Below are 22,198 nucleotides of genomic sequence, written 5' to 3' on the forward strand. Positions count from 1 at the left end.
CAGAGTCAAAGTGAGGGCCTGCGAGACCTCGAGGCGGGGTCGTCGATCAGCGAAGCCATCCACGCACGGACGTCGTCGAGGACCTGCAGCCGACTGGCGATCTCGGCATGCCCCTTTGCTCACGAGGCCCGTGCCCACGAGGCCCGGAACCGGCCAGCGCGTCGACCTCTGGCTTCCGGCCCAGGCATAAACCGGCCAGAAGCGGAATGGGCCAGGCCAGACCTCTGGTCCGGCCCTTCTACGTCGGCAAGGATCGAAGCATCGAAGAGACGGCCACAGTTGTTGAGCACGGGGACGTCTTGGCTGATATCCGGCTGTTAAAGCACGTCGATAAGGAGCAATGGAATGACGCAGACCGCCGTAACCTCGTTCACTGCCCAGCAGGTCGCCGAAGCCGAGAAGGCGGCGCAGACCCTGGAGGCCCTCGTGGCGCGCCTCGGTTCCGACGAGTCGTTCGGCGCGGCTCTGAAGGACAAGCCCCGCAAGACGCTTGCCGACGCTGGCATCGTCATCGAGAAGGAGTCCATGGAGTCGCTCATGCTCGTCGACGCCGAGCGTTTCGACCGGGCGTGTGAGCTTCTCTTCGACCTGGTCGACTCGGACTTCCTCATCACGATGTCCACGCCGTCCTGCGGCTGAATCAGAAATTCCGGCGCGCTGCGGCTATGTGATTCTTCGTAAGAACTGAGCCGCTACTCGCCCATCTGGCCGGGGCGCAAGAGCCAACATCTCCGCCGCCCTTGCGCCCCCGGTCTTCTCTCTGGGTGAAGAGGTTTTGTATGTCACGCGTGCTGCTGGTCAACCTGGCCAGCCTTCCCATGGACGGGAATCAGCCTATATTCCCCATCGGTGTCCGGTGTGTCCAGGACGCCCTGGACCGTGCGGGCCACGTGACGCGGCTCATGGATTTCGTTGCAGAGCCGGCCGGTCTGGCCGACCTCGATTGGCTCGGTCATGAATGGGATGTCATCGGGTTCACCATCCGGAATATCGACCCCATCGACATCACCTGCAGCACTCATGTCGACGAGTACGTCTCCTTCGTGAAGCGCGTGCGGGCCGAGCTCGACCGGCGTGGGCTCGACCCGGTGCTGGTCGGGGGCGGGCCGGGGTTCAGCCTGTTCGGCGACACGCTCGTCGGCAGGCTCGTGCTTGACGTGGGAGTCATCGGCCCAGGTGAGCAAGTCATGCTCGACATCGCGACGAACCCGCGGTCCTTCAAGGGGAGAGGGGGCGTCCTCCAGGGAAGGCGGCACTGCGGATTCCTCACCGACACCCTGCGCCACTCGGCCTCGCTCATGGCGGCGTACACGAACGCGCACCAGGCGATGATTGGCGTGGAGACCCGGCGGAAGACCTGCTACCAGACCTGCGGGTACTGCCCGTACGCGTACATCGAAGGAGACAACGCAGGAGACCTCAAGCCGCTGGAAGTCCTGGCGGACGAGATCCGTAGTATTCACCGTGCCGGATTCAGGCGAATCTTCTTCACGGACGGTATCTTCAACAGTGAACTGCGGTTCGCGAAGGAAGTCGTCCAGCTTGTCAAGGATCTCTCCCTGGATGGCTTGACCTGGTCGGCGTATTTCACGCCGAAGCCCTTTGATGACGAATTCGGCGAAATTCTCCAGGACAGCGGAGTGGAAGCCGTTGTGGTGTCACCCGATAGCCTCGACGACGTCATGATGCGCAACCTGGGCAAGTCCTTCTCAAGCCGGCACGTGTCTCGATTCCTGGAGCGCAGCCGTAAGAACGACCTTCCGGTGAAGGTGAACGTCGTATTCGGCGGCCCGGGCGAGAGCAGGGAGTCGGTCCGAAACAGTGCCCGTTTCATCAACGAGAATCTCCGCGATGACGAACTCGTGATGCACGTCGGCTATCGGGTGTTGCCTGAGACCGCCCTAGCGAGGCAACTCGGGGCGGACGACGATCAATTGCTCTACCCCGTCTTCTATCCCTTCGATCTCGACGTGTTCACCTGGATCATCCAGGATCTGGACTCCAGATTCGTCACCCCCCAACTCATGATGAACCTGATGGCCGGCCGTGCGGCTGCGCGCAAGATGGCGAGAACAGAAGCAATGCCCACGATCGCGCCCGCGGGAATCACGTACCTTGCCCTGGCCCGGGTAGGAGGAGGCGGTGGCAGTGGTTGCGGAAATTGATACCGCGCCCCTCGCGAGCCCGCGTACGGGACCGGGACTGACGGCACGCCGCCTTCATGACGGAGAGGTCGACGTAGCTCTGCGGCTTTGCCCGTTCGAGGGTGTCGACGCCGACGTCATCCGCCGAGAACTGGCGGCCGATGCGGACTACTGCTGGATGGGCCTGTTCACCCCGGACGGAACGCTGGCGGCGGCGCACCGAGCCATGCGATGGCACCGGCACCTGCTGCTGAAGGGCGTCTTCGTCGACGACGAGTTCCGAGGGTCGGGGGCCGCGCTCGGTGTGGCGTTCGCCATCCGGGACTGGGCTCGGGAGGCCGGATATGAGGGTGTCGTCGCTTGGGTGGAGCCGAACAAGCCTGAGGCGCGTCTGGCCACCAGGCTGCGGCTGCGTCCTGTCGGCTCGCTCCTGCACCGCTACCTCGTCCAGCTGCCGTACGGCTCCGACGCGGAGCGTCCGACTGGGACGCCCCCGCGCACGTCCGGCACGCTCGTCGTTCCGGGCGAAGACGAAGCGGCTCCTATGGTCCGGGAACTGCTCGGTGTTCCGCGCAGTCCCTCGGCCGGCACCCGGCTCGCCTGGGTGCTGGACCGCTCACGACTCGTCCTGAGCGGCAACCCGTGCCGTTCGATGGGTGACCTGGACGGGTTCCTGGCCGCCGTCGAGGACACCGCGGTGTCGGCCGGCGCGACCTCCGCCGAGGTGGTGGTCGAGGCAGCGGACATCCCGGCCGCGTTGGCCATGGTCGGCCTGGGGGCGCGGCGGCTGAGCCGTTCCCCGGTCGCTCTGGGCCTGGTGTCCTTCGCAGGCGCGGAACCCTTGGGTACGTCGGTTCACCCGGCCGCGACGGAGCTGAGGACGCCGTGATCGGAGCGCACGCGGCGCGGCGCGTCTGCTTGGACGAGAGTCCTGAGGCGGCGGCAGAGCTGTTCCGGCGACAAGGACTCGACCCGCGACGCCTTGAGCGACTGCTGTTCTCTACGGCCGGCGCGGGTGAAGCCGCCCGGTCGGAGACCGTGAAGCTGCTGGACGCCTGGGGGCGGCCGACCGAGGCCGAGCTGTACGTGCCGTCGCGTCGGGACGGGCGTCCCCTGGGCCTGATGGTGGGCCTGCACGGCGTCGGGAGCTCCGCGGCGGTGCTCCAGGATCACCTCCGGGTGCTCGCCGACGCCTGCGGAGCGGTCCTGCTGTGCCCGACCGCGCTTCAACCGTTCGGGACGAGCAACAACTTCGACGTGGCCGGAATCTTCGGTAGCCGATTCCAGGGGGCTCGGTGGACGACGGAGCCGGGCGATTTCCCGGTGCGAGCACTGCGCTGGGCCCGTGAACACCTGGCCGTCGACGTGAACCGCTGCGCTCTGGTGGGGGCCTCGATGGGGGGCATCGCGACGTGGGGCATGGCGTCACGTCGCTGGGACGGCCTCGCCATGGCAACGTCCATCAACGGCGCACCCTCGATCTGGGAGATGTTCGGGCCCGACAACACGATGCGTGAGCTGCTGCCCAATGCCTTGAGCGTGCCGCTGACGGTGGTGCACGGAGTCCGGGATCAGCAGATCCCCCTCATCCTTGCCCGTGATGCCGTGACGCATCTGCGGGGCCAAGGCCATCACGGTATTTCGTTCGTCGAAGTGCCGGATGGAGAACACAAGCTGAGCACGATGGGGATCGAGCCGGGAAATCCGCAATTCGATGAGGTCGTTCGGTGCTTCGGCGCCGCGAAGAGAATGCCGTGGCCCAGACATGTCCGGCACCGTGCCCGCGAGAGGGCGCACAGCCGGGCCCACTGGGTGGAGATGGACGATCTCCTCCCTGGGAGCACGGCGACCGTGGACGCCCGTGCGGTGGCCCGTACTCACCTGGTCATCCGTGCGTCCGGTTGCTCGCGGCTGCGTCTCTTCCTCGGTGACCGGCTGGTGGATCACGGCCGAGTGCTGGTGACGGTCAACGGCAAGTCCCGAGAAATAGATTTCCGTCCGTCCCTGGTCGATGCGATATCCACGTACGGAGAAGCGGATGCCGACCCCGGTCGCATGGCGCAGATGGTCGTCGACATGACATTGCCCGAGATTCGTGAGGAAGAAGGTACGTCTTGCTGAGTCGTGATGAAATGCGCCGTCTGCTGTTGACACGCGGTCCTGAGCAGGAGCAGCTGTTCGCAGAGAGCCGGAAGGCACGGAACGAGCACTTCGGTGCGACCGTCGTGCTGCGAGGTGTCATCGAGCTGACCAATGTCTGCCGGGTGAACTGCGAATACTGCCCGATGCGTCGTGACAACGTACGCGAGAACGACACCTACTTCCTGTCCGCGGACAAGATCGTCGAGCTGGCCAAGCTGATCCGGGACAACGGGATCGACGTCATCCTGCTCCAGGGCGGCGAGACCCCGGCGCTGATGCCCCTCCTGGAGGAGGTGATACCGCAGATTCGGCGGCTGTACGACGACCGGGTCGAGATCCTGCTGAACGTCGGCAACCTCAAGCGGGCCCAGTACGAGCGACTGCGGGCCGTGGGCGCGACGAGCTACATCCTCAAGCACGAGACGAGCGATCCCGAACTCCACCTCAGCCTTCGGCACGAAACCCTGGAGACGCGCCTACGGTGTATGCGGGATCTCCAGGAGGTGGGCTTCAAGGTCGGCACAGGGCTGATCTCCAGCCTGCCAGGGCAGTCGCTGGACAGCATCATCGACGACATCGAGCTGGCGGGTGAGCTCGGTGTGGACATGTGCAGCGTGAGTCCCTTCATCCCGGCCCCGAACACGCCGATGAGCATCTCGCCGATCGGCGACAACGAGTTGGCGCTCAACGTCATCGCCGTTCTCCGACTGCGCTATCCGCAGTTGCTGATCCCGTCGGTCAGCGCGCTGGAGCGGGCGGGCAGTGGGGGCCAGTCACGCGGCCTGGACGCCGGTGCCAACGTGATGACCGTCAACTTCTCCAGCGCCAGCGACCAGAAGCGCTATCTGATCTACGGGAAGAACCGTTTCGTCGTCACTCTCGATCACGTGCGGGGGCTCGTCCGGTCCTCCGGGCTTGAGCTGAGCGGATCGAGGTTCATCGAGCAGCCCCTGATGACTGGGGTGACGCCCTGATGAGGGTCTCCGTGTCCGACGCTGCCGTGTCGGAAGTGAGCACCAGCCGGTTCATGCGCTTCTGGACCGCGCAGACCGTGTCGCAGGTCGGCCAGCGCTTCGGGATGGTGGCCTTGCCCGTGGTCGCGATCGAGACCCTCCACGCCGGGGCGGCGGAGGTCGGATACCTGACCGCCGCGCTCACCGTGTGCTATCTGCTGATCGGCCTGCCGGCGGGTGCGTGGGTCGATCGATGGTCGAAGCGGACCACAATGATCAGAGCGGCCGTTGTACGAGCCGTCGTGCTGGCCGGCGTCCCCGTGCTATGGGCTTTTGACCAGCTCTCGCTCGTGTGGCTGTACGCGGTCGCGGTGATCGTCGGTGTCGCCTCGGTCTTCTTCGACGTCGCGTACCAGTCGTATGTGCCGTTCATTGTCTCCGACAAGGACATCGAACGGGCGAACGCGAGGCTGGAGTCATCGGCCCAGATCTCCGCGGCCGGCGGGCCGGCCGCGGCGGGACTCCTCCTCAAAGCGGTGAGCGCGCCCGTGGTGATCGCCATCGACGCGGTGGCCTATGTGGTGTGTGCCGGTTTCCTGGCGACGGTCAAGGACTCCGAGCCGTCCCGCCGTGAGAAGACGGGAGAGGATGCCCGGCTGGCGCGGGACATCCTGGCCGGCGTCCGGTTCGTCGTGGGCAACCCGGTACTGCGGCGGCTGTGCGTCTCGGTGGGGGTGTCGAACTTCTTCGCCACCATCACCATGACGCTGACGCCCCTGCTCATCCTGAGGACGCTGGGGCTGGGCTCCACGGTCATGGGGGTCGTCCTCGGCGTCGGCACGCTCGGTGGCCTGCTGGCCTCACTCACCCTCCCGAAGGTCCGTGCCCGATTCAACGCAGGCAAGGTCATGGCGGTCGGCCTCGTGCTGGCGGGTGTCTCCATGGTGGCCTTCCCCGTGGCCGGATCCCTGGACGAGTCCGCCTTCGTGATCCCGGTCGTCCTGCTTGTCCTCGGCCAGTTCGGAATGACCTGGGGTGCGGTGACCTTCAACATCGCGCAGGTGAGTGTGCGGCAGCGGGTCTGTCCCAAGAACATGCTGGCCCGGATGACCGCTTCGATCCGTTTCGTGGTGTGGGGAACCATGCCCGTGGCGGCGATCCTGGCCGGCTGGCTCGGCTCCCACATCGGCGTCGTGCCCTGCATGTGGATCGGTGTGGCGGGCGCACTCCTGACGGCTCTTCCCATCATCGGGATGGATCGGCTGATCCATTCCGCGACACCGACCCCTGATTCCGGTGTCTGAGGCCCGGCGCGGACTGGCCGAAGGCGTCCTCTCGTCCGGAGGACGGATCGGCGAGGCGCTCCCGGAGGCCACCGCGAGCCGCATCACGCGGTACGCCGAGCAGTACAGGAAGGCAGGTGTCACGGACGGAGACCTGCTCGTGTTCTCCGGCCTCGCGTCGGAGACGCTCCTGGCAGCCGTGGTCGCGTGCTGGAACATCGGCGCCGCCGCGTGGGTGACGCCCCGCGAACCGGAGACGTTCGCGGCGCACGGCGCGTCCTTCACCGTCACTCCCGGGTTCGCCGAGGAGATCACGGTGGCACGGCGCGTCACCGCGAGCATGCCGGTCCCCGCCGGTCTCGGTCTGTTGCACGAGACATCCGGATCCACCGCCGAGCCCAAACTCGCGAGGCGCAGTGTCGAGAGCATTCGCGCGGAGCACGTCGGCTACCGCGGAGGCATGAGGCTGGGTGTCGAGGACGCGGTGAGGATCCCTGTACCGGTGGCGCATTCCTTCGGTTCGGGGGTGGCGCTCGCCGCGCTCCTGTCCGGGTGCCTGGTCGACGCCCGTCCGTTCACGACGGCCTCGGGTGTGGCCCACGACCTGGACCAGGGCAAGAGCACCAAGCTGGCCATCACCCCGGCCCTGTTGCGGCTGCTCACCAAGACCCGGCGCAAGGGTGACTCCCGGCCGCGGGCGATCCTCGTCGGTGCCGGCACGGTCTCGGACGAGCTGGAGGCCGCCTGCGTGGCCCGCTTCGGAGTCCCGATCATGCGGGGGTACGGGTCGAGCGAGACCGGAGGGATGTTCATCGGATCCGCCGGGCTCGGGCAGCCGATCCCCTCTGTCGGGATCGTCAGTCCGGATCCGGGATCCCGCGGCGAACTGCTCGTGCGTACGGCGACTCCTGTCTGGGGTTACGCACACGAGCCCGTACGCGACTCGCTCCTGTGGCGGACCGGGGACATCGTCGAGCGTGACGCCTCAGGTCAGGTGTGGTTCGTCGAGCGCGAGCCCGGAGCCGTACGCGCCAACGGCAAGTTCGTGGACGTCTCCTCGATCCGGGCCGCCGTCGGTGAGGTGGAGGGTGTGGAGGAGGTCGAGTTCCTGGTCCTCTCCCGAGCCGGCGACGCGGAGTTCGAAGACGTCTACGCGGTGGTGTCCGGACGGCCGCCCTCGCGAGAGACCGTGGAGAACGCGCTGTACGCGAGCGTTCCGCCCGGTGTCGCACCACGGTTGAGGATCTTCGCCGAATTCCCGCGGACCGATATCGGAAAGCTGGATCGTACTGCGCTCACGGAATGGATCAGGGCGAAATGACAGAACAGCTGGCGTCGGATTCCCGTGACGGGTTGACGGCGGTGATAGACGCGATCGTCTCCGCGGCCGGGAACGCCGAGGTCGACGATGTCGTACTGGCCCGGCTGCGGTGCCTGCACGCGGCGGACCAGGACACGCTGCTGAAATCGCCCGCGGAGCTCGGACTCGACTCCCTGACCTGGCTGGAGGTGCTCACGGTGCTCGAAGAGCGCTTCGACGTCCTCCTTCCTGACGCGGTGGTCGTGACTCCCGAATCGCGCACGGTCCTTGGCCTGGCACGTGCACTCGCGGACTGTCGGCGTGCCGGGCGCTGAGTCGGACAGAAAGAAAGGTTGAGTATTCATGAATATCGTTGCCAGCGGCGCACGGTACCGGGTCATCGATGACTTCCTGCCGCCGAACGAGCTCGCGGAGATCCGTTCGCTGATGAAGCGCAGACGATTCGAAGAAGTCGCCAGCGTCATCTATCCGGAGACGGACGGGCATGCCTTCCGCTCTCGTGGAGCCGTGCTCCGACAGGACACCGGGGCGCCGACGGCCGAGTCGCGGGAGCAGGACGCGCAGCCCGCCGCTTTCCAGATGATCCTCAGGGAACTCCGAGCGCATCGGGACATGTTCGGCGCGCCCGGGGAGGACTGGTCGGCGGTCGGCTTCAGCTTCTGGCAGTACCCCGCGGGAAGCCGACTGGGCTGGCACAACGATGTGGCGACCGGCCGGCTGGGGGAGTTCGTCTTCTTCCTTCACGAGGAATGGAAGGCGTCCTGGGCCGGCGAACTGGTCATCCTGGACGCTGATCCCGAGGCCGTCGACGTCGACACGACCGGCATGTCCGCGATGGAGGCCGTCGAAGCGAAGGCGAGCCTGGCTTCGCACGCTCTGACGGCCGTCGTGCCGAAGCCGAACCGACTGGTCCTCGTCCAAGAAGGCACCATCCACTGCATCAATCGGGTGGACCGGACAGCGGGGACGACCTTGCGGCAGACGATGACCGGCTTCGTCGCCGGCGCCGCTCCCGAGCCCGAACGGCGGTCCATGGACAGGCTGACGTCCTTGCTCGGCTCCGACTAGGCCCCTTGAGCACTCAGTTATCGGCGTGCTGGCTTCTCTCGCTGGATTGGAAACAGGAACATGGAAGAACTGTGGATCACCGAAGGCCCCCGGGAGTTCGACCGGTGGCTCGCACAGGGGAAGGTCGACCCCACGCAGGTCGAGCGCATCAGAGAGGGACTGGAGATCACCGCCGAGGGGCGGATCGGCGAGGTAGGCGGTCTGCAGACGCCGGAGATCTACTTCCCCGGTCTCACGGCCCGACCGTGGTGGAGCCGCGATGACTTCCCCTGGCTCGACGAGCTGGAGGCCGCCGCTCCCGCGATCCTTGAGGAGCTGCAGGCCCTGGGCGCCAACCTCGACAGCGCGGTATCGCATCCCACGGGGCTGGCCGAGGACGGCAAGTGGCGTGCGCTGTACCTGTCGTGCATCGGCCGACCTTACGCCAAGAATGTCTCCGCGTTCCCGCACACGCTGAAGACGCTCTCGGCCATTCACGGCGCCACCGACAGCGGCATGACGTACTTCTCGACCATCATGGGAGGTACGCATATCCGCCCGCACTCCGGCTTCAGCAATGCCCACCTGCGCTGCCACCTCTCCCTGGTGGCGACCGAGGGTTCCCGTATCCGGGTCGCCTCGGAGACGCGCGCCTGGCAGGAGGGCAAGGCGTTCGTCTTCGACGACTCCTATGACCACGAGGTTTGGAACGAGGGCGAGGAGCGCCGGACGGTGCTGCTTTTCGACTTCTGGCACCCGGATCTCACCCCGCCGGAGATCGCGGCCCTCACGCACATGATGGGCGTCTGGCGGCGCATGTACGCACGGCACTTCTGGGCGCACCAGATGGACGCCTCGGCCCCCGGCCCGACTTCCCTCGCTGCTTAGGAGAACCGTCTGTCATGGCTGTTGACACCTGGTCCGAGACCGAAGCCTTTCTCAGTGGCGTGCTGTGTGCGCCCGATCCCGACCTCGCACGTGCGCTGGACGTCAGCGAGCAGGCGGACCTGCCCGCCATCAACGTTTCCGCACTTCAGGGCAAGCAGATCAGCCTGCTGGCACGGATAGCCGGTGCCCGGCGGATCCTCGAGGTGGGAAGCCTCGGCGGCTACAGCTCGCTGTGGCTGGCCAAGACGCTGCCTCCGGGCGGCCGCATGGTGACCATCGAGAACAATCCGGTGCACGCCATGGTCGCCGCGGACAACCTCAAGGCGGCCGGCCTCGACGACCGTGTCAAGGTCCGAGTGGGCAATGCCGCCGAACAGCTGGCACAGCTCGCGGAGGAGAAGGCCGAGCCCTTCGACTTCTTCTTCATCGACGCCGACCAGCACAACAACGTGACCTACTTCGAGAGCTGCCTGCGACTGGGCCGCTCCGGCAGCGTCATCGTCTTCGACAACGTCGTGAGGTCCGGCGAAGTCCGGAACCTGGAGACGTCGAACGGCGCCGTCCGCGCCACCCAGCGGGTACTCGAGCTGGTCAGCAGCTCTGATCGCGTCGATGGAGTGGTCTTCCAGACGGTGGGCCACCGAGGGCATGACGGCATGCTCGTCATCCGGATGAGCTGACAGACGCACGGGGCCTGCGGGCGCCTCCCGACCGGTTCGTCGGGAGGCGCCCGCAGGCCGCAATGACGGGGACACCAATGCGTCATGCCGATCGCAGGGCGTGACCGATGAGGAGGAAATTGCAGTGACCCGTGATATCCGCACGGTGGACGACGTCCTGCACATGTTGGATCGACTGTTCACCGCGGAGACGGACCGCTGGACGGACGGATCCTGCGATTGGTGGGACGAGTTCTACGCCAACCGTTCCCGGGACATCCCGTTCTTCGTCGACAAGCCGGACGAGAACCTGGCCTCGTACCTGGAACGCGGCCTCATCACACCCGGCCGGGTCCTGGACCTGGGCTGCGGGCCCGGGCGTAACGCCGTCTTCCTCGCCGCACAGGGCTACGAGGTGGACGCGGTCGACCTTTCCCGTACCGCGGTGGCCTGGGGCCAGGAGAGGGCCCGCGAAGCGGGCGTGGACGTCCGCTTCCACTGCGGTGACATCTTCACCGTCGATCTGCCGCCCGGCCGCTACGACCTGATCTACGACTCCGGCTGCCTGCACCACCTGCCGCCGCACCGCCGTGTCAGCTACCTGGCTCTGCTGGAACGGGCGCTCGCCCCCGGCGGCCACTTCGCGCTCGCGTGCTTCGCCTCGGGAGCGACGGGTTCGAAACTGCCCGACGAGGAGTTCTACCGCACGCGGAGCCTGGACGGCGGACTGGCCTACACCCTCGATGACCTGCGCGGCCTCTTCACCGCCTTCACGGAGATCGAGCTGCGTGCCATGAGAAGGCAGTCGCCCGATTCCCCGCTCTTCGGTGTCTCGCTCCTGAACACCGGACTCTTCCAGCGCCCGCTGTGACGACGCCCCGGAAACCACTCAGGGGCCTGACCCGCTCTCGCGGATCAGGCCGCCGACCTGGTCTTGGAAGCTGTTGTCTTTCCGGGTCTGACGGTTGCGTTTTCACCGGTCAGGGGTAGGGGGGCGTCGGTGTGGGAGTGATGGATCGTCGTTTCGTCGTTCCCGTGGAGGTCGCGGATGCCGTCGGCTGTCGGACTGTTGGAACAGTACGAGCTTGCTGCCCGCCGTCGTGTGGACGGGCCGCATGAGGAGCCGACCGGATCCAGGCCGGGCTCGCGACGGCCGAGTAGGAGTGGACGATCGCCCGCGAGCGTGTTGCCGCGGTGCTGTCCGGGCCGGGCGGAAGTCCAGCCGACGCGGTGGTCGTCGAGCGACCGGGCGGTGCTGGGACGGAAGCCGAGGCGCAGGTGTCACCGCCCGTGGCGGCGAAGGCGAAGTCGCAGGTCCTGGTAGGCGCGAGGGGCTGGCCCGAACGGTACTGTCGGCGGACTATCAGCGCGTCCTGCCGCGCTCGCGGATCGGGTCCGTCTCGGTCAGGGCCCGTTGACCTGCCAGGAGATGGCCGCCGTCTTTCGAACCCGGCGCCCGGGTACGTTTCGTGGAGGGCGGGGTCGCCGAGCGCAACCGCCTGGCGGAGGCCCTCGCCACCGAGCAGGGCGCGACGCTGATCCCCTCGTCCGACCATGCGGACGTCATCGCGGGTCAGGGCACCACCGGCCTGGAGATCGCCGCGGCGCCGGGGATCGAGGTGGTGTATGTGCCCGTCGGCGGCGGGTTGCTGGCCGGCATGTGCCTCGTGAAGCACGCCTGGCCGGCGCCCGGAGTTCCGTCCGGCATTCCGGCGGTGGCCGGTGTCGAGCCGGTCTCGGCTCCTCGGTACGCGCTCTCCGTGGCGACCGGACGACCGGTGACCGTCCCGCCGTCCGCCTCCGTCGCCGATAGGCTGAGCGGCCAGGCGCCGGGCCGGGTCGCCCTCCCGATCGTGGCCGCGGCACCGACCGGCTCACGGTCGTGGAGGACGACGAAATCGTCCGGACCATGGCCCTGCTGCGCGGCCACGGAGTCGTGGCCGAGCCCAGCTCGGCCGCGGCGGCGCTCCGCGCCGAGCACACCCGGGACGTCGTGGTGGTCCTGGCCGGCGGCAACATCTCCCGCGCGCGGTTCGACGAACTGCTCGCGCCCGCCTCCCGCACCCAGGACGCCCTGGTCATGTTGGCCGCCGCCTGATGGTGCGGGCCCCCGCCCCGAGCGGCCCGCACCCCCGCACTCGTACCCCTTCCGTCCTCGTCGAAGGAGCACCATGTCCACGACGCTGCTGCCCCACGAGACCCCCACCGCACCCACTCCCGCGGCGCTGGTAACGCCGCGGCTCTACCGCTCCGACCACCTGGCCGAACTCGTCCAGCCCTCCGCGGGCCCGCGGCTGTGGCTGGTGAACCTGGCGGCCGGGGCCGCCGAGCCGGACCCGATGGCCCTGCTCGACGTGAAGGAGCGGGCCAAGGCCACGGCCTTCCGCTCGCTCCTGGACCGTGCCCACTACCTGGCCTCACACATCGCCCTGCGCCGCATCCTCGGGGCCCATCTGGGCCGCGCGCCCGAGGACGTACAGCTCTCGCAGGCCGACTGCCCGGTGTGCGGTGCCGGCCACGGCAGGCCGGTCGTCACGGGCAGCTCGCTGCAGTTCTCGCTGTCCCGGCGTGCCGGGTACTGCCTGATCGCCCTGGCCCGTACCGCGGTGGGCGTGGACCTGGAGGTCCACCCGGCGGTGGAGGTCGCCGATGAACTCGCCACCACCCTGCACCCCCGGGAGCAGGCTCTCCTGGAACTCGCCCCGTCCGAGCGGAGGGCGGCCGTCTTCGCCCGTATCTGGGCACGGAAGGGGGCCTATCTCAAGGGCCTCGGCACCGGGCTCGCCATGGGTGCCGCGCATGACTACGTGGGGGAGGGCACCGAGGTACCGGACTGGCGCCTCAACGACGTCGTGGCCCCCACAGGCCTCACGGCCGCGCTCGCGATCAAGGACACGAACAAGGAGACACCCTGAGGACGGGCGCGGCCGGGCGGGGCGGGTTCTCACTCCTCGCCGGTCAGCCAGCCTTTGGCCACGGCCCGCGAGCCCGCCTGAAAGCGGCTGCGCGCCCCGAGCTTCTCCATCAGGTCCGCGGCGATACGGCGGGCCGTGCGGGATGAGACACCGAGACGCTTGGCGACCGCGTCGTCGGTCAGGCCCTGACCCAGGAGGCGGAGCGCCTCCGCCTCCTGGGGGGAGAGGCCACGCTCGTCCTCCCGATCGCGAGAGGAGGCGCCGCCCAGGGGGACGGCGCTGTCCCAGATGGTGTCGAAAAGCGCGCACAGGGCAGTGACGGTGCCGCTCCCGCTGAGCACGAGCGCACCGGCGCGGCTGTCCTCCTTGTCGGTCGGAACGATAGCGATTCGGCGGTCGAGGAGCATCAGCCGGATAGGCAGGGAGGGGGTCGTCCGGACTTCACCGTTCAGTTCTGTGAGCCAGCCGGCATAGGCCACAGTCGCCGAGCTGTTGCGGACACTGTCGAGGTAGAGGGTCCGCATCCGGACCCCGCGCCCCAGGAGCGCCTGGTCCTGGGGCTTCGCCGCCTCCATGCTGGCCTCGCTCTGTGCCCCCCCGGGCGCGAGCGTCATAACCTCGGTGCGGACACCATGGACCAGGAGCGCGATCCGCTCTCTGATCTCCTCGATCCCGTCGAGGCGTTCGATGCCATCGATTTGCCTGTGGGGTCGGGCGACAGTGAAATCCGCGGCCAACCGTGCGGCAGCGAGGCGAATCTGATCAATCCGCTGCTGCTCGGCCGCCAGACGCTCCTGCTGGCGGGCGATGACGGCCTGGATGCCGACCTCCGGGTCCACGGCCCGGAAGCAGTGCGGCTGATCGAACGTGGGTCGCACCAAGGCCAGTTCGCTCAATCTGTCCAAGGCGTGACGCAGGTCGGCCTCAGGTAGGCTGAGTCTCTCTCGGAGCATGTCGAACTCGGCCTGTGGGTGCGCGAGCACGGCGCGGTACACGTTCTCGCAGACACCGTCCAGCCCCAGCGCTTCCAGCATATTCGCCCTCCCCCAACTGATGATCCGGACGAATCAAAGCACGTGCCGCCGGTAAGTGACCAAGGGAACGCGCAGGCCCCTGGATGCTTATGGGGAAGGTGGCCGGAATCGGCGTTGGCATAAACAGTCCAGTATGGACCACTATTGCACCTTCTGCGATTTCGAAAGGCTGGGGTTATGCACTTGGTCCATGTCCGTATTCGGCTCCCCAACACCCCTGACGACCTGGGATCCCTCAAGGCCGCGTTCCTCTCCCACGCGGCCCCCGAGGACAAGGTCGGTCACATCAGCATCCACTCGGGCGAGGGGTGCGAGCTGACGGCCGGGTTCTTCATCAGTGCGGCGGCCCTGTCCACGGCGGAGACCGTCGCGTACACGGTGGCGCTCCGAACGCTCGGCGGCGAACCCGCACTCCAACATGCCTACGTCACAAGCTACTCGGCGGCACTGGTACCAGCCATGTTCGACCGGATGCTCCAGGAACAGGGGGACGAAGGACGGAACAGGCGAAGGCCGGATGAGGTCAACCCCTAAGCCTGGTCAGCGACTTTCGAGCACGCAAAACTTGTCGATGTCAGCAGGGAGCAGACCCGAGCGACACGCAGGGCGCCGAAGCTGACACATCCCGGTCTTCCCGAGAAGGAGTTCGTCATGTCTGAAAAGAACGTGCGCCTCGCCGCGAAGTTCGCCACCACACTCGCGCTCGTCGCCCTCCCGACCTTCGGGATCGCCGCGCTGACCACCCACGAGAGCGCCCCGGCCACCTCCGTCGCCAGCACCAGCACGAACAGCAAAAGCGGATCCGTCACCGTCGAGCTGGCCCCCGCCCCGACCACGTCCAAGGACACCACCGGCTGGGACTAGTACTCCAGCAGTAGTTCGTGGCTTGACCTGGGGAAACGTCGAGCGGTGGGAGTGTAGCGGGCAGAATCCGTCCGTGCGGAACCCTGCCAGGTGTGTCCAGTAGACGGCTGATCCAGTAGGGGTCAGATGGCAGCCGGGGTGGGCCGGCCTTCGAAGGCGATCTGGAAGGCGTTCAGGGGTGCCTGCCAGCGCATGGTCCACCGCTTGCGGCCCTTGCCGGTCGCCTCGCCCGGAGGGCCTTCTCGGAGATCTTGAGGATCGGTGATTGGTAGGGTCGGCTGGTGGTGTGCCCAGGCTCGTAGACGGTGAGGGAGCGGTTCTCCGCGGCGGCGGTAGTGGCTCCCCCAGAAGGAGCCGCACCCATCTCAGAAGGGGTCAGACACCTTGGCCACGCCCGTACGCCACCACCAACTCACTTAAGGACACATCCCCGGAGGGCCGACCAGCAGGACGTTGGAGGCGTTGTCGAGAAACCTCAGGGTGGGCAGGTCGAGGTCGACGCGGTGGGGGCCTCCCGCAGCCGGTCGGCGACGGCGGCATAGTGAGACAGGTCGATGACGGCCCGGTTCGCGACGTCTGTTTCAGGTCGGCCGCGAAGCTTTTCGGCTTCCGCCTGGGGCCGCGCCGACGGAGGTCGGCGGACCTTGGTGCGGCAGGGTGCCTTGTCGGAGAGCGAGATGAGGACGGCTCGCTCGAGGCAATGACGTGCCCGGAGTCCCGGATGGTCTGCCCGGCTCCGTCCGGTGCCCGACGGTCGTGGGCGATGACCGCTCGGCTGGCGGTGACCACGTACAGGCGGCTCGGTGGGGAAGACCGCGAGGTAGTGGTTGTCGTGGGCGATCGCGGTGGTGACAGCGACGATCCATTCCGCACGGAGGCGCTTGGCTTCGTCGACGGGCATCGGCCAGCACTCGATGCGTTCGAGGTCCGCTCGCAACTCGGCCTCGTCCGCGTATGCGCGCGGGGCCTCCGGCGACTTCGCGATGGCCTTGCCGTACTCGAGCGTCCATGTCATCCCGGTCTTCGTGAGCCGGGTCGGGGCCGTCCACGGCGTGTGACGCGGTCCGAAGAGGTGCGGCCGCTTCCGCATGGTCTCGCTCGCCCACTCGGGAAGACCGCCGTAGCCGACCGGGGCGGTGGGCGGCCAGAACCACTCGAGCGGCACGACGTCCGGGTCGCCCACCGCCCAGCCGCGCTCCGACAAGGCGCTGGCGACGTCGTCGCCGAGGAAGCGCAGCATGCCGAGCGTGAAGCAGATCAGGCTGTCGGAGTCGGCCATGCCTTCAGCCTTGCAGAGGCTGAGGAGATCGCGCCGAAGCATCTACTGGCGAGAGGTCGGGGATCGGCAGTGAAGGGGCGACAGGGGCCCGGTCACGCGAGGACCCGGACCCGCCGCCGTAACAGCGGGCGGAACACGGGGCAACCGCCAACGGAGCACGTTGACTCTCCGTGCCGCGCGTGTTGAGGTGCTGCGTTGGCGGTAGGAAAACTCAGCCAGATTTGCTCTCCACGCCCGGAAACTATGCGCATTTTGGCGATCTGATGCGAGGATCACTGCTCAGAATGCCATCGTCCTCGAGATCCTGCAGAACTACCGTGCAGCGGGAGCACGTCGCAGTACGTCCTGCGCAACCTCATCCGCGGTTAAGGGCATGCCTTTCGGATCTTGCCGGGCGACAAGATCTGAAAGACACGCCCTAAGGGCGCGCCAGGCGCGGTGACGCGCCGCTTATCGGCACCATAGGGCCGTACCTCCGTTAAGGGGGTACGGCCCTTCCGCTTTTTCGGGGTGTTCCGGGGTATGCCCCGGGGGCGCCCGTGGCGGGCGGGGCCAGGTGACGGAGAGGTCTCAACTCGGAAAAGCCGGGGGCCATCCTTGTGCGCGATCTTGCTCATCCGAGCGGGAGTGGACTATACCTGTGCCCGTCCGGACCCCCGCGAACGAGCGGCCCCGGACCGGGGGTGGCAGGGACCGCGGTGTTGTCCGCACGGTTACGGGGCGACTGCCGTGTTTTTCCTTCCTCCTTCACCCATCTGACGAAGGCGAGGACTTGAGCATGGGATCCACCTCCGCCCACGACGAGAACAGCAATGGTGAGGGCCTCGGCCGCCGGGACCTGATCAAGCGCTCCGCGGCCCTCGGCCTGATCACCGTGCCGACGCTGGGCCTCCTGTCCGCCTGCGCCTCCGGCGGCGGGGAAGCCGCCAACGGCCCCTCCAAGGCCGCGACGAGCCCCGAGAACCCGTTCGGCGTAGCCAAGGGCGGCAAGCTCGACGTCGTCGTCTTCAAGGGCGGGTTCGGCGACGACTACGCGAAGGCCTGGGAAGCCGCCTTCGACAAGAAGTGGGGCACCACCAGCTCCCACCTCGGGACCCAGGAGATCACCGCCAAGCTCCAGGTCCGCTTCAACGGCGGGAACCCGCCGGACATCGTCGACGACTCCGGCGCCCAGCAGATCAAACTCGACGTCCTCTTCAAGGGCGGCCAGCTCGCCGACCTCACCCCGGTGCTCGACGCCCCCTCGCTGGACGACCCGGCGAAGAAGGTCCGGGACATGCTCATCCCCGGCACCGTCGAACAGGGCATGCAGGGCGGCAAGTTCGTCGCGCTGAACTACGTGTACACGGTCTTCGGCTTCTGGTACTCGGGCAAGCTCTTCAAGGAGAAGGGCTGGACGGCGCCCAAGACCTGGGACGAGTTCCTCGCGGTCTGCGCCCAGGCCAAGGAGGCCGGCCTCGGCGGTCTCGCCCACCAGGGGAAGTTCCCCTACTACATCAACGTCGTCATCATGGATCTGATCGCCAAGAAGGGCGGTCTGGAGGCCATGAAGGCGATCGACCATCTGGAGCCCAACGCCTTCCAGGGCAGCCCGGACGCCCTCGCCGCCGTCGAGGCGGTCTACGAGGTGGTCGAGAAGGGCCTGCTGCTGCCGGGCACCAACGGGCTCACGCACACGGAGTCGCAGACCGCCTGGAACCAGTACAAGGCGGCCTTCATCCCCTCCGGCTCCTGGCTAGAGAACGAGCAGCTCAAGCAGACCCCCGAAGACTTCGACATGCGGTTCCTGCCGGTGCCGGTGCTGCCGGAGAGCAAGCTGCCCTTCGAGGCCATCCGGGCCGGAGCCAACGAGCCCTTCATCGTGCCGGAGAAGGCGCTCAACAAGCCCGGCGGCCTGGAGTTCATGCGGTCGATGCTGTCACGCGAATGGTCCACGATCTTCGCCCAGCAGGCCAACTCGCTCACCGTCGTCAAGGAGGGAGTCGACCCCGGTGTGAAACTGCGGCCGGGCACGCAGTCGGCGGTGGCCGCCCTCAAGGCGGCCGGGGAGAACACCTTCAGCTACCGCTACCCCGACTGGTACAGCGAGATGGACACCCAGATCCAGGACGCGTCCAATGAGCTGATGGCCCAGCGCATCCAGCCCAAGGAATGGATCAAGCGGGCCCAGGCCGCCGTGGACAAGGCGGCCAAGGATCCGAGCGCCAAGAACAACCGCCGCAGCTGACACCGCGTCCACCGGTCACCCGGAACCAGCAGGGACGGACACCATGAGCCAAGCAGGCCGGAGCACGGGACGGGGCGGCTTCATCGCCGGCTTCCTCTTCCTGCCCCTCGCGCTGTATCTGACCTTCGTCATCTGGCCGTACGTACAGACGTTCGGCTACTCCTTCACCAACTGGTCGGGCCAGTCACCCACGTTCGGCTTCGTCGGCCTGGAGAACTACTCGGCCCTGCTGGAGGACGAGGTCTTCCTGGGCGCGCTGTGGCACAACCTGCTGCTCCTGGTGTTCGTCCCGGTGATCACCATCCTGCTCGCGCTCTTCTTCGCCTTCATGGTGAACGCGGGCGGCCGCAGCCGCGCCGGCGGGGTGCGGGGCGTGGGGGGATCGGCCTTCTACAAGGTCGTCTACTTCTTCCCGCAGGTCCTCTCGCTCGCCATCCTCGCGGTCCTCTTCGGCGCCGTGTACCGCAGCGACGAGGGCGGCCTGCTCAACGGCTTCCTCATCGAAGCCGGCCTCGTCGACCCCGCCCGACCCGTCGAATGGCTCAACGAGCCCAACCTCGTGCTGTGGTGCCTGCTGCTGGTGGTGGTCTGGCACGGGGTCGGCTTCTACCTGGTCCTCTTCTCCGCCGCCATGCAGTCCGTACCCCGTGACATCTACGAGGCCGCCCTCCTGGACGGCGCGGGGCGCGCCCAGACCTTCTTCAAGGTCACCCTGCCCCTGCTGTGGGACTCCGTGCAGACCTCCGCGGTCTATCTGGGCATCGCCGCGATGGACATGTTCGTCCTGGTGTCGACCATGACCTCGGGGCAGTTCGGCGGCGGGCCCGACCACCACAGCGAGGTCATGGCCACGGTGCTGATGCGCAACTTCCTGTACTTCGGCAAGAGCGGCTACGCCTGCGCCATGGGCGTGGTCATGCTCGTCCTGACCATGATCCTCTCCGTCATCACGCTGCGAGCCACCCGCCGCGAGCGCATCGAGTTCTGAGCGGGAGACCACGATGACCACAGTGATCAAGGCTCCGGGCGAGGCCGCCGCGGAGCGCGCGGGGCGCTCCGGCCGGCCGGGGCAGCGGGGGAAGCACCGCTCCGACGGCATGGTGCTGAACGTCTTCTCCCACGGCTTCCTGGTCGTCTGGGCGATCATGATCGTCCTGCCCCTGACCTGGCTGGTGCTGGGCTCCTTCAAGACCGACTCGCAGATCGGCGGCTCGGCCCTCAGCTGGCCCTCGAACTGGCACTTCGACGCCTTCGCCCGGGCCTGGGACAAGGGCATCGGCGACTACTTCACCAACACGCTGATCGTGATGGCCTTCTCGGTCCCGCTGACCATGCTGCTCGGCTCCATGGCGGCGTACGTCCTGGCCCGCTACCCCTTCACCGGCAACCGGCTCGTCTACTACTTCTTCGTCAGCGGGGCGATGTTCCCCGTCTTCCTGGCGCTGGTCCCGCTGTTCTTCATGGTCAAGCGCCTTGACATGCTCAACACCTACCAGGGCCTGATCATGGTGTACGTCGCCTACTCGATGCCCTTCACCGTCTTCTTCATGCACTCCTTCTTCCGCACCCTGCCGACGGCGGTGCACGAGGCGGCGGTGATCGACGGGGCCTCCGACACCCGGATCTTCTTCCAGGTCATGCTGCCGATGGCCAAGCCCGGCTTGATCAGCGTCGGGATGTTCAACGTCCTGGGCCAGTGGAACCAGTACATCCTGCCCTCCGTGCTGATGCAGCCGCAGACCGGTTCCGACCCCGAGCGGTACATGCTCACCCAGGGGCTCATCCAGCTCCAGTACCAGATGGGCTATGAGACCGACCTGCCCGTGCTCTTCGCCGGTGTGACCATCGCGATGATCCCGATGCTGGTCGTGTACCTGTCCTTCCAGCGCCAGATCCAGGCCGGCCTGACCTCCGCCACCCTCAAGTAGCGAAGGCGCGATCCGGCCGGACCGGCCGCTCGGTACGGGCGTCCCGGCGGCCGAAGCGCGATCTCCTGGGTCCGTTCCCTCCCTCTTGTGACCGGTAGTGGCCGATTCGTGCTGCGTCAGCCTCTTGACGTGTGGAGGCCCAAAGGCTCGACTTAAGCTTCACAAGTTGGAGAGACGCCGGGGTCTCGGAGCGGACAGCCGCGACGGCCCGGCCGGGGGGCGACGGATGCCCGTCGCTTATGGGCAGGAGTGGATGGGTCGTGCAGACTCCCGGATCGCAGTCCTCGCTGCATCGCGCGAATCTCGAACGGGTCGTGCGGGCGGTGCGGCTCGCGGGTTCGCTGACCCAGGCGGAGATCGCCCGGGCCACCGGACTGTCGGCGGCCACGGTCTCCAACATCGTCCGCGAACTGAAGGACGGCGGGACCGTCGAGGTCACGGACACCTCGGCCGGCGGCCGGCGGGCCCGCAGCGTCTCCCTCAGCGGTGACGCGGGCATCGTGATCGGCGTCGACTTCGGCCACACGCACCTGAGGGTGGCGGTCGGAAACCTCGCGCACCAGGTGCTGGCCGAGGAAGCGGAACCGCTGGATGTCGACGCCTCCTGGATGGACGGCTTCAACCGGGCAGAGGCCCTGGTCGGCCAGCTGATCGCGACCGTGGGAGTCGGCCCGGAGAAGGTCATCGGGGTCGGCCTCGGCGTCCCCGGCCCGATCGACGTGGAGTCGGGGACCCTCGGTTCGACCGCGATCCTCCCTGGCTGGTCCGGCATCAACCCCCGCATGGAGCTCTCGCAGCGGCTGGGCGTGCCGGTGTACGTCGACAACGACGCGAACCTCGGGGCGCTCGGTGAGCTCGTGTGGGGCAGCGGCCGCGGAGTGAAGGACCTGGCCTACATCAAGGTGGCCAGCGGCGTCGGTTCCGGGCTGGTCATCAACGGCCAGATCTACCGCGGGCCCGGCGGCACCGCCGGCGAGATCGGGCACATCACGCTCGACGAGTCCGGCCCGGTCTGCCGCTGCGGCAACCGGGGCTGCCTGGAGACCTTCGCCGCCGCCCGGTACGTCCTGCCCCTGCTCCAGGGGACGCACGGCCCGGAGCTGACGATGGAGCGGGTGGTCGAACTGGCCCGCGCGGGGGACCCGGGCTGCCGTCGGGTGATCACCGACGTGGGCCGGCACATCGGCAGCGGCGTGGCCAGCCTCTGCAACCTCCTCAACCCCAGCCGGGTGGTGCTGGGCGGCTCGCTGGCGGAGGCGGGTGAACTCGTGCTGGCCCCCATCCGTGAATCCGTGGGGAGGTACGCGATCCCGAGCGCCGCCCGGCAGTTGTCCGTACTCACCGGCTCCCTGGGCGGGCGGGCGGAAGTGCTCGGCGCGCTGGCCCTCGTACTCAGCGAGATGGGCGATTCGACCCTCTTGTCGGAACAGGGAGACGGACTGCGTGCCCCAGCCGTCATGTCTTCAGGTAGATAACGGATGGCACCGTTGTCATCTCGTTAAGGATTCACTCCT

General features: G+C 67.5%; 22 protein-coding genes and 1 pseudogene. 21 read left to right on the forward strand and 2 right to left on the reverse strand.

The window, feature by feature from the left end; genetic code table 11:
• Positions 1–345: 345 nt before the first annotated feature.
• From ACWDX7_RS15100 to ACWDX7_RS15170, 15 genes and pseudogenes are all read left to right on the forward strand, one after another.
• The gene (locus ACWDX7_RS15100) at positions 346–639 is read left to right on the forward strand and encodes a hypothetical protein (protein ID WP_451489788.1); all 294 of its coding nucleotides are present in this window, start codon (positions 346–348) and stop codon (positions 637–639) included.
• 149 nt (positions 640–788) lie between these two features.
• A complete protein-coding gene (locus tag ACWDX7_RS15105; RefSeq protein WP_451489787.1) occupies positions 789–2,165 on the forward strand; it encodes a B12-binding domain-containing radical SAM protein in 1,377 nt (458 codons plus the stop codon).
• Positions 2,143–3,033 (forward strand): GNAT family N-acetyltransferase, encoded by an 891-nt coding sequence (locus ACWDX7_RS15110; protein ID WP_451489786.1) that lies wholly within the window; start codon positions 2,143–2,145, stop codon positions 3,031–3,033. Before ACWDX7_RS15105 ends, ACWDX7_RS15110 begins: the two co-directional genes overlap by 23 nt.
• Positions 3,030–4,265, forward strand: coding sequence for a hypothetical protein (locus ACWDX7_RS15115; protein ID WP_451489785.1), 1,236 nt, complete (start codon positions 3,030–3,032; stop codon positions 4,263–4,265). The genes ACWDX7_RS15110 and ACWDX7_RS15115 overlap by 4 nt, the downstream gene beginning before the upstream one ends.
• A complete protein-coding gene (locus ACWDX7_RS15120) occupies positions 4,259–5,260 on the forward strand; it encodes a biotin synthase BioB (RefSeq protein WP_451489784.1) in 1,002 nt (333 codons plus the stop codon). The genes ACWDX7_RS15115 and ACWDX7_RS15120 overlap by 7 nt, the downstream gene beginning before the upstream one ends.
• A gap of 35 nt (positions 5,261–5,295) precedes the next feature.
• Entirely contained in the window at positions 5,296–6,543 is a 1,248-nt protein-coding gene (locus ACWDX7_RS15125; RefSeq protein ID WP_451489783.1) for an MFS transporter, read from the forward strand.
• Entirely contained in the window at positions 6,536–7,843 is a 1,308-nt protein-coding gene (locus ACWDX7_RS15130; RefSeq protein ID WP_451489782.1) for an AMP-binding protein, read from the forward strand. Before ACWDX7_RS15125 ends, ACWDX7_RS15130 begins: the two co-directional genes overlap by 8 nt.
• Entirely contained in the window at positions 7,840–8,157 is a 318-nt protein-coding gene (locus ACWDX7_RS15135) for an acyl carrier protein (RefSeq protein ID WP_451489781.1), read from the forward strand. Before ACWDX7_RS15130 ends, ACWDX7_RS15135 begins: the two co-directional genes overlap by 4 nt.
• A gap of 28 nt (positions 8,158–8,185) precedes the next feature.
• Positions 8,186–8,911: a 2OG-Fe(II) oxygenase gene (locus ACWDX7_RS15140; protein ID WP_451489780.1), complete on the forward strand. Its 726-nt coding sequence runs from the start codon at positions 8,186–8,188 to the stop codon at positions 8,909–8,911.
• Between the two features lie 60 nt (positions 8,912–8,971).
• Positions 8,972–9,778 (forward strand): aspartyl/asparaginyl beta-hydroxylase domain-containing protein, encoded by an 807-nt coding sequence (locus ACWDX7_RS15145; RefSeq protein ID WP_451489779.1) that lies wholly within the window; start codon positions 8,972–8,974, stop codon positions 9,776–9,778.
• A gap of 14 nt (positions 9,779–9,792) precedes the next feature.
• Positions 9,793–10,458: an O-methyltransferase gene (locus ACWDX7_RS15150; RefSeq protein ID WP_451489778.1), complete on the forward strand. Its 666-nt coding sequence runs from the start codon at positions 9,793–9,795 to the stop codon at positions 10,456–10,458.
• 124 nt (positions 10,459–10,582) lie between these two features.
• Positions 10,583–11,308, forward strand: a complete 726-nt coding sequence (locus tag ACWDX7_RS15155) for a class I SAM-dependent methyltransferase (RefSeq protein WP_451489777.1) — start codon at positions 10,583–10,585, stop codon at positions 11,306–11,308.
• A 598-nt stretch (positions 11,309–11,906) separates the two neighbouring features.
• Positions 11,907–12,236: pseudogene (locus tag ACWDX7_RS15160) on the forward strand (pyridoxal-phosphate dependent enzyme); the annotation flags it as partial.
• Positions 12,237–12,319: 83 nt separating this feature from the next.
• The gene (locus tag ACWDX7_RS15165; protein WP_451489874.1) at positions 12,320–12,535 is read left to right on the forward strand and encodes a hypothetical protein; all 216 of its coding nucleotides are present in this window, start codon (positions 12,320–12,322) and stop codon (positions 12,533–12,535) included.
• Between the two features lie 73 nt (positions 12,536–12,608).
• Complete coding sequence (locus ACWDX7_RS15170) at positions 12,609–13,352, forward strand: 4'-phosphopantetheinyl transferase family protein (RefSeq protein WP_451489869.1); 744 nt, start codon at positions 12,609–12,611, stop codon at positions 13,350–13,352.
• A 29-nt stretch (positions 13,353–13,381) separates the two neighbouring features.
• On the opposite strand, the gene ACWDX7_RS15175 is transcribed toward ACWDX7_RS15170, so the two are convergent.
• A complete protein-coding gene (locus ACWDX7_RS15175; protein ID WP_451489776.1) occupies positions 13,382–14,386 on the reverse strand; it encodes a LuxR C-terminal-related transcriptional regulator in 1,005 nt (334 codons plus the stop codon).
• A gap of 177 nt (positions 14,387–14,563) precedes the next feature.
• Between ACWDX7_RS15175 and ACWDX7_RS15180 the strand changes: the two genes are divergently transcribed.
• Both ACWDX7_RS15180 and ACWDX7_RS15185 read left to right on the forward strand, forming a co-directional pair.
• Entirely contained in the window at positions 14,564–14,920 is a 357-nt protein-coding gene (locus ACWDX7_RS15180; RefSeq protein ID WP_451489775.1) for a hypothetical protein, read from the forward strand.
• Positions 14,921–15,037: 117 nt separating this feature from the next.
• Complete coding sequence (locus ACWDX7_RS15185; RefSeq protein ID WP_451489774.1) at positions 15,038–15,250, forward strand: hypothetical protein; 213 nt, start codon at positions 15,038–15,040, stop codon at positions 15,248–15,250.
• Positions 15,251–15,725: 475 nt separating this feature from the next.
• On the opposite strand, the gene ACWDX7_RS15190 is transcribed toward ACWDX7_RS15185, so the two are convergent.
• Positions 15,726–16,529 carry a hypothetical protein gene (locus ACWDX7_RS15190; RefSeq protein ID WP_451489773.1) on the reverse strand — a complete coding sequence of 268 codons (804 nt, stop codon included), beginning with the start codon at positions 16,527–16,529 and terminating at the stop codon, positions 15,726–15,728.
• A 778-nt stretch (positions 16,530–17,307) separates the two neighbouring features.
• Here ACWDX7_RS15190 and ngcE point away from each other — a divergent pair.
• The 4 genes from ngcE (at position 17,308) to ACWDX7_RS15210 (ending at position 22,159) form a co-directional block, all read left to right on the forward strand.
• Entirely contained in the window at positions 17,308–18,756 is a 1,449-nt protein-coding gene (ngcE, locus tag ACWDX7_RS15195) for an N-acetylglucosamine/diacetylchitobiose ABC transporter substrate-binding protein (RefSeq protein WP_451489772.1), read from the forward strand.
• Between the two features lie 43 nt (positions 18,757–18,799).
• Entirely contained in the window at positions 18,800–19,744 is a 945-nt protein-coding gene (locus ACWDX7_RS15200) for a carbohydrate ABC transporter permease (protein ID WP_451489771.1), read from the forward strand.
• A gap of 13 nt (positions 19,745–19,757) precedes the next feature.
• Positions 19,758–20,684, forward strand: a complete 927-nt coding sequence (locus ACWDX7_RS15205) for a carbohydrate ABC transporter permease (RefSeq protein ID WP_451489770.1) — start codon at positions 19,758–19,760, stop codon at positions 20,682–20,684.
• 260 nt (positions 20,685–20,944) lie between these two features.
• On the forward strand, positions 20,945–22,159 hold the full coding sequence (locus tag ACWDX7_RS15210) for an ROK family transcriptional regulator (protein WP_451489769.1): 1,215 nt from the start codon (positions 20,945–20,947) through the stop codon (positions 22,157–22,159).
• The last annotated feature ends 39 nt before the right edge of the window (positions 22,160–22,198 follow it).

The organism is Streptomyces sp. NPDC003034 (assembly GCF_053591375.1).

Excerpts from the sequence above, each read along its gene's own strand:
- ACWDX7_RS15180 (WP_451489775.1), top strand. The coding sequence starts at position 14,564 with ATGCACTTGGTCCATGTCCGTATTCGGCTCCCCAACACCCCTGACGAC.
- ACWDX7_RS15205 (WP_451489770.1), top strand. The coding sequence starts at position 19,758 with ATGACCACAGTGATCAAGGCTCCGGGCGAGGCCGCCGCGGAGCGCGCG.
- ACWDX7_RS15135 (WP_451489781.1), top strand. The coding sequence starts at position 7,840 with ATGACAGAACAGCTGGCGTCGGATTCCCGTGACGGGTTGACGGCGGTG.
- ACWDX7_RS15140 (WP_451489780.1), top strand. The coding sequence starts at position 8,186 with ATGAATATCGTTGCCAGCGGCGCACGGTACCGGGTCATCGATGACTTC.
- ACWDX7_RS15170 (WP_451489869.1), top strand. The coding sequence starts at position 12,609 with ATGTCCACGACGCTGCTGCCCCACGAGACCCCCACCGCACCCACTCCC.
- ACWDX7_RS15190 (WP_451489773.1), bottom strand. The coding sequence starts at position 16,529 with ATGGCCGACTCCGACAGCCTGATCTGCTTCACGCTCGGCATGCTGCGC.
- ACWDX7_RS15145 (WP_451489779.1), top strand. The coding sequence starts at position 8,972 with ATGGAAGAACTGTGGATCACCGAAGGCCCCCGGGAGTTCGACCGGTGG.
- ACWDX7_RS15185 (WP_451489774.1), top strand. The coding sequence starts at position 15,038 with ATGTCTGAAAAGAACGTGCGCCTCGCCGCGAAGTTCGCCACCACACTC.
- ACWDX7_RS15150 (WP_451489778.1), top strand. The coding sequence starts at position 9,793 with ATGGCTGTTGACACCTGGTCCGAGACCGAAGCCTTTCTCAGTGGCGTG.
- ACWDX7_RS15200 (WP_451489771.1), top strand. The coding sequence starts at position 18,800 with ATGAGCCAAGCAGGCCGGAGCACGGGACGGGGCGGCTTCATCGCCGGC.
- ACWDX7_RS15175 (WP_451489776.1), bottom strand. The coding sequence starts at position 14,386 with ATGCTGGAAGCGCTGGGGCTGGACGGTGTCTGCGAGAACGTGTACCGC.
- ACWDX7_RS15100 (WP_451489788.1), top strand. The coding sequence starts at position 346 with ATGACGCAGACCGCCGTAACCTCGTTCACTGCCCAGCAGGTCGCCGAA.
- ngcE (WP_451489772.1), top strand. The coding sequence starts at position 17,308 with ATGGGATCCACCTCCGCCCACGACGAGAACAGCAATGGTGAGGGCCTC.